The following is a 14,560-nucleotide window of genomic DNA, read 5'->3' on the forward strand; positions in this document are numbered from 1 at the left end:
GGCATCGAGCCCCCGGCCTCCGGTCGCCGCGGAGCGGCTCCTGCCTCCGGCGGGGATATTTTTGGCCAGAAGAAGGACAGGGCATGCGGGACATGAGTGCGACGATCATTGACGGGAAGGCCTTTGCCGCCAAGGTGAGGGGCCAGGTGGCCGAGCATGTCTCGGCGCTGAAGGAAAAGCACGGCATCACGCCCGGGCTGGCCGTGGTGCTGGTGGGCGAGGACCCCGCGAGCCAGGTCTATGTCCGCTCGAAGGGCAAGATGACCAAGGAAGTCGGCATGAACAGCTACGAGCACAAGCTCGATGTCGACACCTCCGAGGAAGACCTGCTGGCGCTGATCGACCAGCTCAACAATGATCCCGACGTTCATGGTATCCTCGTGCAACTGCCGCTGCCCGATCACATGAACTCGGACCTGGTGATCAATGCGATCAACCCGGCGAAGGACGCGGACGGGTTTCACATCTCGAACGTCGGGCTTCTGGGCACCGGGCAGAAGTCGATGGTGCCCTGCACGCCGCTGGGCTGCCTGATGATGCTGCGCGACCACCATGGCTCGCTCTCGGGCATGAACGCGGTGGTGCTGGGCCGGTCGAACATCGTCGGCAAGCCGATGGCGCAGCTTCTGCTGGGCGACAGCTGCACCGTGACGATTGCGCACAGCCGGACCAAGGACCTGCCCGACGTGGTGCGCGGCGCCGATATCGTGGTGGCCGCCGTGGGCCGTCCGCAGATGGTGCCGGGCGACTGGATCAAGCCGGGCGCGACGGTGATCGACGTCGGCATCAACCGCATCGACAAGCCCGATGGCGGCACCCGTCTGGTGGGCGACGTCGACTATGACAGCTGCGCCGAAGTGGCCGGCGCGATCACCCCGGTCCCCGGTGGCGTCGGGCCGATGACCATCGCCTGCCTGCTGGCCAACACGCTGACCGCCTGCTGCCGTGCCAACGGCCTGCCTGAGCCCGAAGGTCTGACGGCATGAAGGACGCACCGCGCCCGGACCATCGGCTGATCGACGGCAAGATCGTCCGGCGGCGGATTCTGGGCGAGGTGCGCGCCTACGTCGACAGCCATGACAGCGTCGGACGGCTGGTCTCGATCAGTATTGGCGACAATCCCGAGGTCGCGGTCTATGTCCGCAATCAGGCGCGGGGCGCCGAGGCCGCGGGCCTGCGCTTTGACGAACAGCTCTGGGACAGCGATGTCACCCAGGACGAATGCAAGCGGCTGATCACCGAGATGAACGATGATCCGGACGTGCTGGGCATCATCCTGCAACGCCCGGTGCCCGATCACATCAACGTCCGCTCGCTGCAATCGGCGATCCACCCGCTGAAGGACGTCGAGGGCATGAACCCCGCGTCGATCGGCAACATCGTCTATTCCGACGTCGCGCTGGCGCCTTGTACCGCCGCTGCCTCGGTCGAGTTGATCAAGGAAACCGGGCTCGACCTCGAGGGCCTTGAGATCGTGATGATCGGCCACTCCGAGATCGTCGGCAAACCGGCCGCGATGATGCTGATGGCCGAGGGCGCGACGGTGACGGTCTGCCACCACATGACCCGCTCGGTGGCGATGCATTCGCGACGTGCCGACGTCGTCGTGGTGGCGGTCGGCAAGGCGCATCTTGTCGGGCCGGAGATGATCAAGCCGGGCGCTGCCGTGATCGACATCGGCATCAACCAGATCACCGATGGCGACGGCACGCGAATCGTGGGCGACGTGGACACCGACGCCGTCTGCGACGTGGCGGGCTGGATCACGCCGGTGCCGGGCGGCGTCGGGCCGGTGACGGTGGCGATCCTGATGCGCAACGCCACGGTCGCGCACCAAAGGCAGCTGGCTGCCGGCTGGATCGGATAAGCGGCCCCGCACCCCATCAGGCTCTGCCTGACTGACCCGCGCGGGATTCGGCGGCTCCGTCACGGAATTTCCATGCCAAATCGGAAGGTTGACGTTGCGATTACGCAACGTAAGCTGGGTTTGCGGCACCCTGGCTAACGGAAACTGTCTTGGAATACGGTGGAAAGCACTAGATGACACAGGTATGCAAGTGAAAGACCGGAGTCCTGCGCCTGACATGAACCGTATCCAAAGCCAGATGCAGGATCACGCCGCATTCCAGACCGGCACCCATGACTTCCAATCCGACATTGAACTGATCGTCAACAGTGACACCGTTTCGGTGATCCTCGAAACCGTGCGGCTGGCCACGGGAATGCGCTTTGCCGCCGTGTCGCGGGTGACGAACGACCGCTGGGTGGCCTGCCGCACTTCGGACGAGATTCACTTCGGCCTGAAATCCGGCGACGAGATCGAGATCGAGAACACCTTCTGCCAGACGGTGCGCGATCAGGCGGTGGCGGTGATCTTCGACGACGTCAATACCGACGAGGAGTATCTGAACCACCCGATCGCCAGCAAGTTCGGTATTGTATCCTATGCGTCGATCCCGATCTTCCGCCGCGACGGCAGCTTCTTCGGCACGCTCTGCGCCATCGACACGGTGCCGCGCAAGATCAAGCGGCGCAAGGTCATCGCCATGTTCGAGATGTTCGCCGCCGCCATCGGGGCGATCCTGGAAACCGAGGAACGCCTGACCGCGCAGGAGATGATGGTCGAACACGAACGCAGCATCGCCGCGACCCGCGAGGAATTTCTCGCCATCCTCGGCCACGACCTGCGCAATCCCGTGGCAGCGTTCGGGGCCGGCCTGCGCCAGCTTGACGGAGAGGACCTGACCGACCGCGGGCGCAAGCTGATTTCGCTCATGCGAGCCTCGGTGATGCGGATGGAGGACCTGATCGGCAACATGATGTTCCACGCCAAGGAACGGCTGGGCGGTGGCATAGCGGTCGAGGTGTTGGCCGATGCGCCGGTCGGTGACGCGATCACCCAGGTGGTGGAAGAAGTGCGCGCGGCCTATCCCGAAAACCAGATCGTGCTGGACATGGAAATCGACGCGCCGGTCAGCTGCGACGCGCGCAGGGTCGGGCAGGCTATCGCGAACCTGCTGTCGAACGCAGTACAGCACGGCGAACGCGATGGCCCGATCCGGGTGCATGCCTTCTGCGACACCGAGGGCTTGAACGTCTCCGTCACCAATCGCGGCCCGGCGCTCTGCGGCGATCTGACCAAGCGGCTGTTCGAGCCGTTCCGCCGCGCGGGGTCGGGCAGTGGAGACGGGCTTGGGCTGGGGCTTTACATCGCCTCGGCCATCGCCACGGCGCACAATGGCCACGTCGAGGTTAAAAGCGGCGACGGTGAGGTGACCTTCTCGTTCCGCCTGCCGCTGTTTCCGCAAGAGTGAGCGGGGCCCGGGACCGGGCCGCGCAACCCGCAGGATGACGGCTCAGCCGCGCACCATCCCGAGGATGTCGTAGGTTTGTTCGAGGATCGGCGTCGCGATTTCCCGCGCCCGCTCGGCGCCGCGTCCGAGGATGCGGTCGATTTCGGCCTGATCACCCATCAGCCGCGCCATCTCGGACGAGATCGGCGACAGCTTCGCCACCGCCAGCTCGGCCAGCAACGGTTTGAACTCCGAAAACTGTCGTCCGCCCGCCTCTGCCAGCACTTCTGCCACGGTCTGATTGTTCAGCGCGGCATAGATATTGACCAGGTTGCGCGCCTCGGGCCGGTCTTCCAGACCCTTGGCCTCCGAGGGCAGCGCCTCGGGGTCGGTCTTGGCCTTGCGGATCTTCTTGGCGATGGTGTCGGCATCGTCGGTCAGGTTGATCCGGCTGGCGTCCGACGGGTCCGACTTTGACATCTTCTTCGCGCCGTCGCGCAGGCTCATCACCCGGGTCGCGGTGCCCTCGATCACCGGCTCGGGGATCGGGAAGAAGTCCACCCCGAAATCGTTGTTGAACTTGATCGCGATGTCGCGGGTCAGCTCAAGGTGCTGCTTCTGGTCCTCGCCCACCGGCACATGCGTGGCGTGATAGGCCAGGATGTCTGCCGCCATCAGCGCCGGATAGGCGAACAGCCCCAGCGAGGCGTTCTCCTGGTTCTTCCCGGCCTTGTCCTTCCACTGGGTCATGCGCTTCATCCAGCCCATGCGGGCCACGCAGTTGAAAATCCACGCCAGTTCGGCATGGGCGCTGACCTGGGACTGGTTGAACAGAATCGAACGTTCCGGATCGAGGCCGGAGGCGATGAAGCCTGCCGCCAGTTCGCGCGTGGCACGGCGCAGGTCGGCCGGGTCCTGCCAGACGGTGATCGCGTGCATGTCCACCATGCAATAGATCGACTGGACACCGCTGTTCTGGCTGTCGGCAAACCGCTTCAGCGCACCAAGGTAATTGCCAAGATGCAGGTTCCCCGAGGGCTGAATGCCCGAGAAGACGCGCGGGGTGAAGGCAGATGGGGTTTGGACGCCCTCTGTCATGGGGTTTCTCCGTCTGGATTTCCGGTCGTTCAGCGCTTACCCATGGCACCCGGGGCCGTCAAGCCGACGCGCCCAAAGCAAAGTGAGCCCAGCCATGTCCGATCCCGTCAATCAGGCACCGATCAATCCCCTGCCACCGGTCATCGCCGCGCTGTTTCTGGTAATGGCCGGGATCGAGTTGACCCTTCAGGTCGGCGCGCAAGGCTATGTCGGCGGGCCGCAGGCGGTGGGCTGGCGGCTCTCGGCGATCCAGAGCTACGCTTTCTCTGGCGACATCTTCGACTGGATGCTGTCCAACGGCATCTGGCCGCCGGAACACGTCATGCGCTTCGTGACCTACCCCTTTGTGCAGGCAAATTTCACCCACGCCTTGTTCGTCGGCGTGATGCTGTTGGCGATGGGCAAATGGGTGGGCGAGGTCATGGGTGGCGTCCGGACGCTCGCGCTGTTCCTTTTCGCGTCGGTGACGGGGGCAGGGGTCTATGGGCTTCTTCTGGACGACCCGGTGCCGCTGGTCGGCGGGTTTCCCGGCGTCTACGGGCTGATCGGAGGCTTCACGCTGCTGCTCTGGCGCCGTCTGGGGGACGAGGGCGCCCCGCAGGCCCGCGCCTTCGCGTTGATCGGCATGCTGATGTTCATACGGTTGGTCTTCGGTCTGCTGTTCGGCGGGGATGCCACCTGGGCCGCGGATTTCGCGGGCTTCGTGGCCGGCTTCGGCCTGGCGGTTCTGCTGGCGCCGGGCGGCTGGTCGGCCTTCCTCGCGCGGGTCAGGCGGTGATGCGTAGGCCGGGCTTCAGCCCGGCGTGGCGGCCGCCGGGCTGAAGCCCGGCCTACGGCTCAATGGTGGCCCTGGGTGCGCACTCGTAGCTTTTGGAAGGCGCGATGTATCGGGAACAGGCTGCGGCGGGACGTTCCGCCAAGGGATCGGAGGCGCGGCCCGCCGATTAGAACATGTCGTCCGGCAGGAAGGGGATCAGGCGTGAAAAGCGGCGGACCTTGCCCAGCGGGTAGGGCAGGGCGAATCCGATACGCTCTTCCGGTCTGCGGTCGGCATTGGCACGGGAAATCTGCGCCCATGTCTCCGCACGGGTGATGTCTGCGCCCTCGGCAGCCTCCTGCAGCCATGCCTTCGCCAGCCGGTTGCGCATGTCGGTGATGGCCTCGGGGTCGCGATAGTGAATGCAGGCCTCGGTATCCCAGCGCAGCGAACGGCCGTTGAGGTTGGCCGAACCAACGATGGCGTGGCTGTCGTCCACCAGCGTCACCTTGGAGTGGATATAGATCGGACCCGCGCCATGGATCGATGGCACGTCGGGAGGCGCCTCGGCAGGGATGGCAGGGGCGATGATGGCCAGCCGGTCGCCATAGGCTTCGGTCAGTCGGGTAAGCCCGCGCACCTGAAGCGCATGGGCATGACGCGCGTCCCAGCCGAAGTCGCCGTCAAACAGCACCCGGTCGGCAAAGGACGGCAGAATGATTATCAGGTTGGTCTCGGTGCGTCCCGCAACATCGACCAGAGCGTCGAACACCGGTTTGTGGCGCAGGAACTGGGTCTCGAGGTAGATGCTGTGCCGCGCGGTTCCGATGACGTCGAGCGTGGTTTCCTCGATCTCGCTCACGCTGGTGCGGGGCCCCAACCGGCTGGGTCCGGGGCAGGGATCGGAAAAGGTGCGCAGCAGCCGGTGCTCGCTGTCCTCCTCACGCTTGTCGGGCAGCGGCATCGGCTGCGGGTCGAAGCCCTCCGGTGCGCCGCCGCAGTCAAGCGCATTGTTCCAGGTCTCGACGAAATGCGACACCAGCGCATGCGCAATGCCGCCATCGACGCGCACGGCGACGTCGTGCCATGTCTGCTCGGTCGGGCGGTCGTGGTCGGTCGTGTCGTACCGGCGTTCGTTGATGTCGAGCCCGCCGATGATACAGCGTTCCCGGTCGGCGATCATGAACTTCTGGTGGATGGTCACCGGGCGCAGGTAGGTGGTGCCGCGCAGCGCCGCCTTTTCGACCGGGGTCAGCTGTTTCGGGTCGCGCGCCTCCAGCTCGGCCAGTGCCTTGCGCAGGCGGCCCCGCATGACGAAGCGCCAGAACCAGCCGGCCTGCTGGCCGTGCGGCGCGCAGAGCACCTTCGCGTCGCCATCCAGGCTGTCACGCAGGGTGGTTGCCGCCGTCCACGAGAACTGGTGCAGGTCGTTGGTGAAGAACGGGTCGAAATCCGCCAGCAGCACCCGCAGGCGCACGCCCCGGTCGGTGATCTCGCGCAAAAGATCGACCCAGGTTTCAAGGCCACGCTCTTTCAGCTCGGGGCTGTGCAGCCGCATCGTCGGATCGAAGATGCGGAACGACATCAGCAGTTCTTCTTGCGCCGAGGCGGCGACGCGCTCCATCTCGGGAAAGCCTTCGGACGCGGTGATCAGGGGGATCGGGCGGGTCATGCGCTTTTCCTCCGTATCTTGGTGCGCAACTCGGTCCAGGTAAAGGCGCCGAAGACCTGGCCGAAGGCAAAGTAGCCCAGCGCGCCGGCAAGGATCAGCACCGCAAGCGCAGGGTAGCGGATGTAATCGGTGACAAGAAACCGCCCGAACGCGGCGTTGAGCACCCAGAGCAGCACGCCCATCGCCACGGATGCGAAGATGATGCGCCAGATGCGGGCCCGGAAGCGCGTGTCGAATTTCACCGTGTCGCCGAACTTGCGACTGCCCAAGGCCAGCATGGCAACCATCGCCCAGGCCGCCAGCGAGGTCGCAATGGCCGGCGCGATCCACCCGATCACGGGGGCGAGGCCGATGGCGATGGCGGCGTTGATGATCATCGCCCAGACGGCATAGCGGAACGGGCTGCGGGTGTCTTCGCGCGCGAAATAGATCGGTTGCAGCAGCTTCTGCAGGATGAAGGCGGGCAGCCCCAGACCATAGATCGCCACGGCGACGGCGATGGCCGCGCTGTCGTCCGGCCCGGTGGCACCGCGCTCGAACAGGACCGAGACCAGCGGCAGCGGGATCACCACCAGCGCCACGGCGCAGGGCAGCGACAGGATGAAGGCAAACTCGCTGGCGCGGGACAGGGCGTCACGCGCACCCGCATCATCGCCGGCCTTCAACCTGCGCGACAGGTCGGGCAGCAGCACGATGCCGGCGGCAATGCCGACCACGCCCAATGGCAGTTGATACAGACGGTCGGCGGCGTAGAGCCATCCCACAGCCTTGTCGAAATGCGACGCGACCTGCTGGCCAACCAGCAGGTTGACCTGCATCACGCCCCCGGCCAGTGCTGCCGGCAGGGCGATCACCGCCAGCCGCTTCATGTCGGGCGTCAGCCGTGGCATCCGCCAGTCCAGCCGGAAGCCCGCCCGCCGCGCCGCAACCCAGACCAGCGCCAACTGAGCGACCCCGGCAAAGGGCACGGTCCAGATCAGCACGGCGGCGACGGGGCCGCCAACCAGCGCGGCCACACCCATGGTCGCGATCACGAAGACGTTCAGCAGCACCGGCGCCGCCGCCGCAGCGGCAAAGTGACCGGCGGCGTTCAGGATGCCCGAGAACAGCGCCGCCAGTGAGATGAACAGCACATAGGGAAACACCACCCGGCCATAGTCCACCGTCAGCTCGAAGCGCGGATCGCCTGTGAAACCCTCGGCCGTGGCCCAGACCAGCGCCGGCATGAAGACCAGCGCCAGACCGGTCAGGCACAACAGGATGAAGGCAAGCCCGCTGAACGCCTCGGAGGCAAAGCCTACGGGGTCGTCCTCGGCCTCCAGCCGTTTGGAAAACATCGGAACGAAGGCCGCGTTGAAGGCCCCCTCGGCAAAGAACCGGCGGAACATGTTGGGAAGGCGGAAGGCGGCCACGAAAGCGTCCATCACCGGCCCCGGTCCGATCAGCCCGAGGATCATCACCTCGCGCGCCACACCAAGGACGCGGCTCATCAGCGTCCATAGCCCGACAGTGAACATGCCGGAGATCAGGCGGATCGGTTTCATGTTCTGCGTGGCCTCATGGCAGGGCGGAAGTGGGGCAGGGCGGGCGGTACGGGCTTGCTTATCCGATTGGCCAACGCGGCGGAAGGGGGCGGGTTCCGCGGCGTGCCCGGCCACCCGGTCCCTGCGGCATATGACTTCACGTCACGCGACACGCGCCCCGGACCCTGCCCCGACGGCTTGCGCCAAGGTCGGCAGGGAGGTCCCGGAGCAGGGTCCGGGACGGGCGGGGAATACATCCGGCTGTGGCGGGACAGGCCACAAAAAAAGCCCCGCCGGGCAAGGCGGGGCCAGTCGGGTGCCTAGGGCGAGGGGCCCGGCACCGGCGGTGTCGTTTCTTGACTTGAGAGTCGGATCAGTTGGGGCGGTGACCCATTTCGGCGCGGATCTGCTGGCGGAAGACGTCGATCGGGATGGTCTTGCCCTCGCGCCGGATGTGCCAATAGGTCCAGCCGTTGCAGCTTGGCGCGCCTTCCAGCGCCGCGCCGACCTGGTGGATCGACCCGCGCACATCGCCGCCGATCAGCGTGCCATCGGCGCGCACCTTGGCCTTGTGGCGCTTGTTCATCGAATATAGCTCTTCGCCCGGGCGCAGCATTCCGCGCTCGACCAACTGACCAAAGGGCACACGCGGAGCGGCCCGCTTGGAGGCCGACACCTCAAGACAGTCACGGTCGAACTTGCGGATTTTGGACAACCGCTTCTCGGCAACGTCCCGATAGGCCTCTTCACGCTCGATCCCGATGTAGTCGCGGCCCAGCATCTTGGCCACCGCGCCGGTGGTGCCGGTGCCGAAGAACGGATCGAGCACCACGTCGCCGGGGTTGGTGGACCCCACCAGCACCCGGTGCAGCAGCGATTGCGGCTTCTGCGTCGGATGCGCCTTCTCGCCGGCGGCATCCTTCAGACGCTCGCCGCCATTGCAGATCGGCAGCACCCAGTCTGAACGCATCTGGATACCTTCGTTCAGCGCCTTCAGCGCCTCGTAGTTGAAAGTGTACTTCGCGCCCTCGGACTTCGACGCCCAGATCATGGTTTCATGGGCATTGGTAAAGCGCTTGCCGCGGAAATTCGGCATCGGGTTCGACTTGCGCCAGACCACGTCGTTGAGGATCCAGTAGCCCTGGTCCTGCAGCGCGGCGCCGACGCGGAAGATGTTGTGGTAAGAGCCGATCACCCAGATCGCGCCGTTGGGTTTCAGAAGACGGCGGGCGGCGGCCAGCCAGTCGCGGGTAAAGCGGTCATAGGCCGCGAAAGATGAAAACTGGTCCCAGTGATCGTCGACCGCATCGACGCGGCTATTGTCCGGCCGGTGCAGGTCGCCGCGCAATTGCAGGTTGTAGGGCGGGTCCGCGAAAATCAGGTCGACGGACGCTTCCGGCAGGCGGTTCATCTCTTCGATGCAATCGCCGGCGAGAATCGTGTTGAGAGGGAGCGCTTGCGCGCCCTTGGCTTTGGTCATTGTCTTCATCTTCTGCCTCTGTCCCCGGCGCATTTTGCGCTCGTTGGTTGAGACAAGGATGAGTCAAAGCCGAATCGCGGTCAATTTCTTTTTTGAATCAAGAGGTTATGTTTTCCTCTTGATACAAGATATTGTGCACCGGTTTGAACGAACGTCTATGGTGTGGGGTGACCCCAAGATTTGTCAGCGCCGCCCTGTGGCTTTTCGTCGGGTAACCCGCGTTGGTCTCCCAGCCGTATCCCGGGAAGTGTTGCGCCAAATCCCGCATGACATAATCCCGCCTGATTTTGGCCACAATCGAGGCCGCCGCGATGGACACGCAAAGGCTGTCTCCCTTCACGATCGGCTCGGCCGGGCAGGTCAGATCGCGCGGCAGGAGGTTGCCGTCGATCAACAGGTAATCGGGCGGCTCGGGCAGGGCGGCCACGGCGCGGCACATGGCGATGTGGCTGGCGCGCAGGATATTGTGGCAGTCGATCTCCTCGACACTGGCAACGCCGATGCCGATCTGGGCGCAGGCTTCCAGCTCGGCCAGCAGGTCGCGGCGTCGGGCCTCGCTCAGTTTCTTGGAATCGTTCAGCCCTTCGGGAATGCAATCGGGGTCAAGCACCACCGCCGCGGCCATCACCGGCCCGGCCAGCGGGCCCCGGCCCACCTCGTCGACGCCGGCGATGCGGGCATACCCGCGTGTGCGGACCGTGATCTCGAAGCTGTAATCAGGCTGGCTCATGCAGGTCTGATAAGACGGCGGGTGGCGTGATGGCAAGGATTAGACGGCCGTGCCCTGCAATCCCAGTGGCCCCGGGCCCTGGGCCGGGCGCATAGGGTCGGCCTCGCGTCGCTTCAACTCGCAAAAGATGCGGGGCGCCCCTCGGAAGGAGCGCCCCGGTTGCGGTGCGGACCGCAGGGGAAGTGAGCCGCACCTCTGCTCGACCCAAGCGACCAGGATCAAGCAATCCCTGGATCAGCCGATGCGATAACCGCGTTGTCTCAGACAACGGGGCTGGTAACCGACGCGGGTCACCCTCCGGCCATGACGCCAGGTCTTGACGTGTATCTTGCAGGCTTGCGGCAGACGGTACGCCTGCCGATAATTGCGTTCCAGGCAGCGCTGGCCCAGCATCCTCACCGGCCCACGGATGGTCTCAAGCCGCCGCAGGCAATGGCGCGGCAGCACGGCCAGCCCGCGGTGGCCGTAGAACTTGCGGAAATGCAGGCTCGACCGGCCCTTGTTGAATTCGTGCAGCAACAGCAAGGCGCCCGCTCCGGCGATGAAGCGGTCGAGGTTGCGATTGCGGTCATGCGCGGCGGCCGGCACCGCCGATAGCGATGTCAGTGCCACGGCAGCGGCGGCGAGGGCGGCAACGAATTTGCGCGGCATGGGAATATCCTTTCGGGCGATCTTCCTTTCATCGACGATCCCGGGCAGACGGGGGACCGGTAATGCTCCGATGGTGGGGTGAACCCGGCAAGACAGGCAATAACGGCGGGTTGTTATCGAATAACACCTGCGCAAAGCCCCTGAGGTTATTGATAAACAGCCGCGTCTCCACCAGTTTGGGCGCATGACACGCACGCTTTTATCCCTCGCGCTGGCCGCGACTCTCTCGATGACCCCGGCTCTGGCCGGGGCCGCCTGTCTTGCCGAATACAAGGCCAAGCGGGATGACCCGCTGACCCTGTTCTACGAGGTCGCCCGCATCACCGGGCCTTGCACCGTCGAGAACGCCGAGCGGCAGCTGAAACAGGCCCTCGCGGCCCAGGGTCTCACCCTGCTCAAGATCCTGTCGGTCGGAGAACACTAAGCGTGGTTGACCTTCGGCGTGCCTTGGGGCGTCATGGCGTTCAGGCATCGTTCAGGGAGGCGCATGTGCAGGATCACGAACCCACCGCCTCGGAGGCGCGCCGGTCAGGTAGTCTGGTGGTTCAGGGCGGCATCATCGCGGTCGTTCTGATCCTCGCGATGGCGGCGATCCTGCTGTTTCTCAACCTGCCCGACGCCAATGCCTTCAACGCCCGCGTCGAACGCATCTTCGTGGAAAACGATGCGCTGACCAGCGATGCCGAGATCAAGCTGCTCGAGATCCTCGCCCTGTCGGGCACCGCGTTCTCCGAGACGCTGACCTCCTACCGCGTGGTGATCTTCGTTCTGCTGATCTTCGCGACGGCGCTGCTGGTAGCCTCACTGGTGTTTCTGGTGATGCTGATCGCGCTCAACCGCCGCATGGCGCAGATCGAGCGCTCCGGCATCCAGGTGTCGTCGCTGCTGATCAGCCGCGAAGAGCGGACGGTCTACCTCAACAACATGGGGTTCAAGCTGACCGACGCCGCGATGGAGACGCTCTGCGTGCTGGCCGAGGCGCGCATGGACGACGACGTGCTATCAGGCGCCGAAATCGAAGCCGTGGTGTCGGGCAAGGACGCTTCGGATTGCGAAGAAGCCGCCGGCGCGACCCGCATCAAGCGTCTGCGCGATACCCTCGGCAATCAGCTGGTGTCGGAACTTCTGGTCAAGAACATCGCCCGCAAGGGCTACATGCTGTCGGTCGGCAAGGATGTGATCCGGGTGCTGTAACCCGCCGCAACCGTCTCGCCCAAAGGGGGCGCTGCCCCCTTCGGCCTGCGGCCTCACCCCACCAGTTTACCCGGCAAGATGAAGATGGAGTGCTGAGCCCGGTCTTCATCTTGCCCGTAAACTCTGGGGGTCTGGGGGCAAAGCCCCCAGTGTGTCGACGCAGCGCAAGCGCCGCGAAACAAGGATCTCAGATCCCCGCCAATTCCTGCTCCAGATCGGCCATCTCGGCGCCACCGGCCATCAGCCTGCGGATCTCGTCGTGGTGCAGGTCGCCCGACCTGCCCGCGCCGATCACCTGTCCCAGCGCGAGGAAGGTATATCGGTCGGCCACTAACTGCGAGTGGATCTCGTTGTGGGTGATGAAGATGATCGCGATGTCGCCGCGCTTGCGCACGCGCATCATCGTCTTCAGCACCTCCATCTGCTGCTTCTGACCCAGGGCGCTCGTCGGTTCGTCCAGGATCAGCACCTTGGCCCCGAAATAGATCGCCCGCGCGATTGCCAGTGTCTGCCGCTGGCCGCCCGACATGGTGCCCACCGCCTGCTGCGGGTCCGAGATGTCGATGCCGATCTTGAGCATCTCGTCATGGGCGATCCTGTCCATCTCGTCCATCTTCAGCAGCCCCAGCCCCTTCGGGCCGCGATAAAGCTCGCGCCCCATGAAGAAGTTGCGCGTGACCGAGATGAGCGGGTTCACCGCGAGGTCCTGATAGACCGTGCCGATGCCCGCGTTCGACGCGTCGCGCGGATTGCGGAACTTGACCGGCTTGCCCTCGATGTAAAGCTGCCCCGAGGTCGGCTCATGCACCCCCGCCAGCACCTTGATCAGCGTTGATTTGCCGGCGCCGTTGTCGCCCAGCAGCGCATGCACCTCGCCGGGGTGAACCTCGAGCGAGACGCCGCTGAGCGCGGTGAAGGGGCCGAATTTCTTCACGATGTTCTCGACCCGAAGATACGGTTCCACCATGGCTCAGATCCCTCCCGTGATGCGTTTGCGGATGCGTTCGTTGGCGAACACGGCGGCCAGCAGGACGACGCCCACGAAGACCCGATACCACGACCCGTCGAGCCACGGGATATAGAACACCGCGTTGGCCACCAGTCCGAAGGTCACCGCGCCGAAGATCACCCCGATCACCGATCCGAAGCCGCCGGTCATCAGCGTGCCGCCCACCACCGCGATGGCGATGGCGTTCAGCTCCATCAGGTTGCCCTTGGCCGCGTCAGCGGTGTTGGTGTCGAACACCTGGCAGGCGGCGAAGATGGTGGCGCAGAAGGCGGTGAACATGAACAGGCCGATCTTGACCCGGTTCACCGGCACACCGTTGGCGCGGGCGGCCTCCTTGTTGTCGCCGGTGGCGAAGATCCAGTTGCCCAGCTGGGTGCGCGACAGGATGATATAGGCGGCACCCGCGATTACCATCCACCACACGACCCGGGCATCCACACCGGTCACCCATTGCTCGCCCCGTCGGTTGAGGTTGAACCCCATCTGAAAGGCGAGGTCATAGAGCCAGCCGAAGGCCTCGCCGCCGAAGATGTTGGCGAACCACGAGGTCTCCTTGTAATCCGGCAGGCCCGAAATTTGCGTCGACTGGTTGATCAGGCGGAAGCAGACCTCGGTTGTACCGCGCAGGAAGAACAGGAAGGCCAGCGTGACGATAAAGCTCGACAGACCCGAGCGCACCACGATGGTGCCGATCAGCCAGCCCAGCGACAGGGTCATCGCCAGCGTGATGAAAAAGGCCGCCATCGGCGTCGCCTCGCCCAACCCGAAGGGCAGGCCCCATTTCAGCATCATCGCGATCGACATGCCGGAGAAGCCGATCATCGAGCCGATCGACAGGTCGAATTCGCCCGCGATCATCAGCATCGCCGCGCCGGTGGCGATGATGCCGAACTGCGCGATGATGGCGAGGTTGTTCTTGATCCCCAGGGCATTCAGTGCGTTGCCGTTCGACGCGAGGGTGATTGCCACGATGGCGACGATCATCACCATGAAAGCCCCGGCCTCCGGCCGCCTGATCAGTTGCTGAAACTTCGTTTCCTGTTGCCGTCGGTCTGATTCGCTTCTTCCGCTCATTGGTCCCTGTCCCTCCCGTGGTCGTTCAGAAAAGACGCAGCCGGAGGCGAACCCCCGGCTGCGATCTGTTCAGTCTGCG

Annotated in this window: 14 protein-coding genes; 6 read left to right on the forward strand and 8 right to left on the reverse strand. The window is 64.9% G+C overall.

The annotated features are described in order from the left end of the window. Nucleotides 1-92 precede the first annotated feature (92 nt). The 3 genes from folD to AC04PT_RS08710 all read left to right on the forward strand — a co-directional run bounded on the left by folD (nucleotide 93) and on the right by AC04PT_RS08710 (nucleotide 3,314). On the forward strand, nucleotides 93-986 hold the full coding sequence (folD, locus tag AC04PT_RS08700; RefSeq protein ID WP_482873259.1) for a bifunctional methylenetetrahydrofolate dehydrogenase/methenyltetrahydrofolate cyclohydrolase FolD: 894 nt from the start codon (nucleotides 93-95) through the stop codon (nucleotides 984-986). Further along, nucleotides 983-1,867, forward strand: coding sequence for a bifunctional 5,10-methylenetetrahydrofolate dehydrogenase/5,10-methenyltetrahydrofolate cyclohydrolase (locus tag AC04PT_RS08705; protein WP_482873260.1), 885 nt, complete (start codon nucleotides 983-985; stop codon nucleotides 1,865-1,867). Before folD ends, AC04PT_RS08705 begins: the two co-directional genes overlap by 4 nt. Before the next feature lie 217 nt (nucleotides 1,868-2,084). Next, nucleotides 2,085-3,314 (forward strand): GAF domain-containing sensor histidine kinase, encoded by a 1,230-nt coding sequence (locus tag AC04PT_RS08710; protein ID WP_482873261.1) that lies wholly within the window; start codon nucleotides 2,085-2,087, stop codon nucleotides 3,312-3,314. A 42-nt stretch (nucleotides 3,315-3,356) separates the two neighbouring features. On the opposite strand, the gene trpS is transcribed toward AC04PT_RS08710, so the two are convergent. Next, nucleotides 3,357-4,391 (reverse strand): tryptophan--tRNA ligase, encoded by a 1,035-nt coding sequence (gene trpS / locus AC04PT_RS08715; RefSeq protein WP_482873262.1) that lies wholly within the window; start codon nucleotides 4,389-4,391, stop codon nucleotides 3,357-3,359. Between the two features lie 94 nt (nucleotides 4,392-4,485). Between trpS and AC04PT_RS08720 the strand changes: the two genes are divergently transcribed. Further along, a complete protein-coding gene (locus AC04PT_RS08720; RefSeq protein WP_482873263.1) occupies nucleotides 4,486-5,169 on the forward strand; it encodes a rhomboid family intramembrane serine protease in 684 nt (227 codons plus the stop codon). 166 nt (nucleotides 5,170-5,335) lie between these two features. Here AC04PT_RS08720 and AC04PT_RS08725 read toward each other — a convergent pair whose 3' ends face one another. The 5 genes from AC04PT_RS08725 to AC04PT_RS08745 all read right to left on the reverse strand — a co-directional run bounded on the left by AC04PT_RS08725 (nucleotide 5,336) and on the right by AC04PT_RS08745 (nucleotide 11,204). Next, on the reverse strand, nucleotides 5,336-6,820 hold the full coding sequence (locus AC04PT_RS08725) for a phospholipase D-like domain-containing protein (RefSeq protein ID WP_482873264.1): 1,485 nt from the start codon (nucleotides 6,818-6,820) through the stop codon (nucleotides 5,336-5,338). Then, entirely contained in the window at nucleotides 6,817-8,364 is a 1,548-nt protein-coding gene (gene murJ / locus AC04PT_RS08730; protein ID WP_482873265.1) for a murein biosynthesis integral membrane protein MurJ, read from the reverse strand. The genes AC04PT_RS08725 and murJ overlap by 4 nt, the downstream gene beginning before the upstream one ends. A gap of 352 nt (nucleotides 8,365-8,716) precedes the next feature. Continuing rightward, nucleotides 8,717-9,832, reverse strand: coding sequence for a DNA methyltransferase (locus AC04PT_RS08735; RefSeq protein WP_482873266.1), 1,116 nt, complete (start codon nucleotides 9,830-9,832; stop codon nucleotides 8,717-8,719). Between the two features lie 88 nt (nucleotides 9,833-9,920). Next, nucleotides 9,921-10,553 carry a ribonuclease HII gene (locus AC04PT_RS08740; protein WP_482873267.1) on the reverse strand — a complete coding sequence of 211 codons (633 nt, stop codon included), beginning with the start codon at nucleotides 10,551-10,553 and terminating at the stop codon, nucleotides 9,921-9,923. Between the two features lie 234 nt (nucleotides 10,554-10,787). Further along, nucleotides 10,788-11,204, reverse strand: coding sequence for a hypothetical protein (locus AC04PT_RS08745; RefSeq protein ID WP_482873268.1), 417 nt, complete (start codon nucleotides 11,202-11,204; stop codon nucleotides 10,788-10,790). A gap of 184 nt (nucleotides 11,205-11,388) precedes the next feature. Between AC04PT_RS08745 and AC04PT_RS08750 the strand changes: the two genes are divergently transcribed. Both AC04PT_RS08750 and AC04PT_RS08755 read left to right on the forward strand, forming a co-directional pair. Beyond that, nucleotides 11,389-11,628 carry a hypothetical protein gene (locus AC04PT_RS08750; RefSeq protein ID WP_482873269.1) on the forward strand — a complete coding sequence of 80 codons (240 nt, stop codon included), beginning with the start codon at nucleotides 11,389-11,391 and terminating at the stop codon, nucleotides 11,626-11,628. 65 nt (nucleotides 11,629-11,693) lie between these two features. After that, entirely contained in the window at nucleotides 11,694-12,398 is a 705-nt protein-coding gene (locus AC04PT_RS08755) for a winged helix-turn-helix domain-containing protein (RefSeq protein ID WP_482873545.1), read from the forward strand. Between the two features lie 187 nt (nucleotides 12,399-12,585). On the opposite strand, the gene AC04PT_RS08760 is transcribed toward AC04PT_RS08755, so the two are convergent. Together AC04PT_RS08760 and AC04PT_RS08765 are read right to left on the reverse strand one after the other, a co-directional pair. Beyond that, on the reverse strand, nucleotides 12,586-13,365 hold the full coding sequence (locus AC04PT_RS08760; RefSeq protein ID WP_482873270.1) for an ATP-binding cassette domain-containing protein: 780 nt from the start codon (nucleotides 13,363-13,365) through the stop codon (nucleotides 12,586-12,588). A gap of 3 nt (nucleotides 13,366-13,368) precedes the next feature. After that, on the reverse strand, nucleotides 13,369-14,481 hold the full coding sequence (locus AC04PT_RS08765; protein WP_482873271.1) for an ABC transporter permease: 1,113 nt from the start codon (nucleotides 14,479-14,481) through the stop codon (nucleotides 13,369-13,371). Nucleotides 14,482-14,560: the final 79 nt, after the last annotated feature.

This window comes from Litorisediminivivens sp. KMU-197, from assembly GCF_056858395.1.

Excerpts from the sequence above, each read along its gene's own strand:
- AC04PT_RS08720 (WP_482873263.1), top strand. The coding sequence starts at position 4,486 with ATGTCCGATCCCGTCAATCAGGCACCGATCAATCCCCTGCCACCGGTC.
- murJ (WP_482873265.1), bottom strand. The coding sequence starts at position 8,364 with ATGAAACCGATCCGCCTGATCTCCGGCATGTTCACTGTCGGGCTATGG.
- AC04PT_RS08725 (WP_482873264.1), bottom strand. The coding sequence starts at position 6,820 with ATGACCCGCCCGATCCCCCTGATCACCGCGTCCGAAGGCTTTCCCGAG.
- AC04PT_RS08765 (WP_482873271.1), bottom strand. The coding sequence starts at position 14,481 with ATGAGCGGAAGAAGCGAATCAGACCGACGGCAACAGGAAACGAAGTTT.
- AC04PT_RS08735 (WP_482873266.1), bottom strand. The coding sequence starts at position 9,832 with ATGAAGACAATGACCAAAGCCAAGGGCGCGCAAGCGCTCCCTCTCAAC.
- AC04PT_RS08740 (WP_482873267.1), bottom strand. The coding sequence starts at position 10,553 with ATGAGCCAGCCTGATTACAGCTTCGAGATCACGGTCCGCACACGCGGG.
- AC04PT_RS08710 (WP_482873261.1), top strand. The coding sequence starts at position 2,085 with ATGAACCGTATCCAAAGCCAGATGCAGGATCACGCCGCATTCCAGACC.
- folD (WP_482873259.1), top strand. The coding sequence starts at position 93 with ATGAGTGCGACGATCATTGACGGGAAGGCCTTTGCCGCCAAGGTGAGG.
- AC04PT_RS08705 (WP_482873260.1), top strand. The coding sequence starts at position 983 with ATGAAGGACGCACCGCGCCCGGACCATCGGCTGATCGACGGCAAGATC.
- AC04PT_RS08750 (WP_482873269.1), top strand. The coding sequence starts at position 11,389 with ATGACACGCACGCTTTTATCCCTCGCGCTGGCCGCGACTCTCTCGATG.
- trpS (WP_482873262.1), bottom strand. The coding sequence starts at position 4,391 with ATGACAGAGGGCGTCCAAACCCCATCTGCCTTCACCCCGCGCGTCTTC.
- AC04PT_RS08745 (WP_482873268.1), bottom strand. The coding sequence starts at position 11,204 with ATGCCGCGCAAATTCGTTGCCGCCCTCGCCGCCGCTGCCGTGGCACTG.
- AC04PT_RS08760 (WP_482873270.1), bottom strand. The coding sequence starts at position 13,365 with ATGGTGGAACCGTATCTTCGGGTCGAGAACATCGTGAAGAAATTCGGC.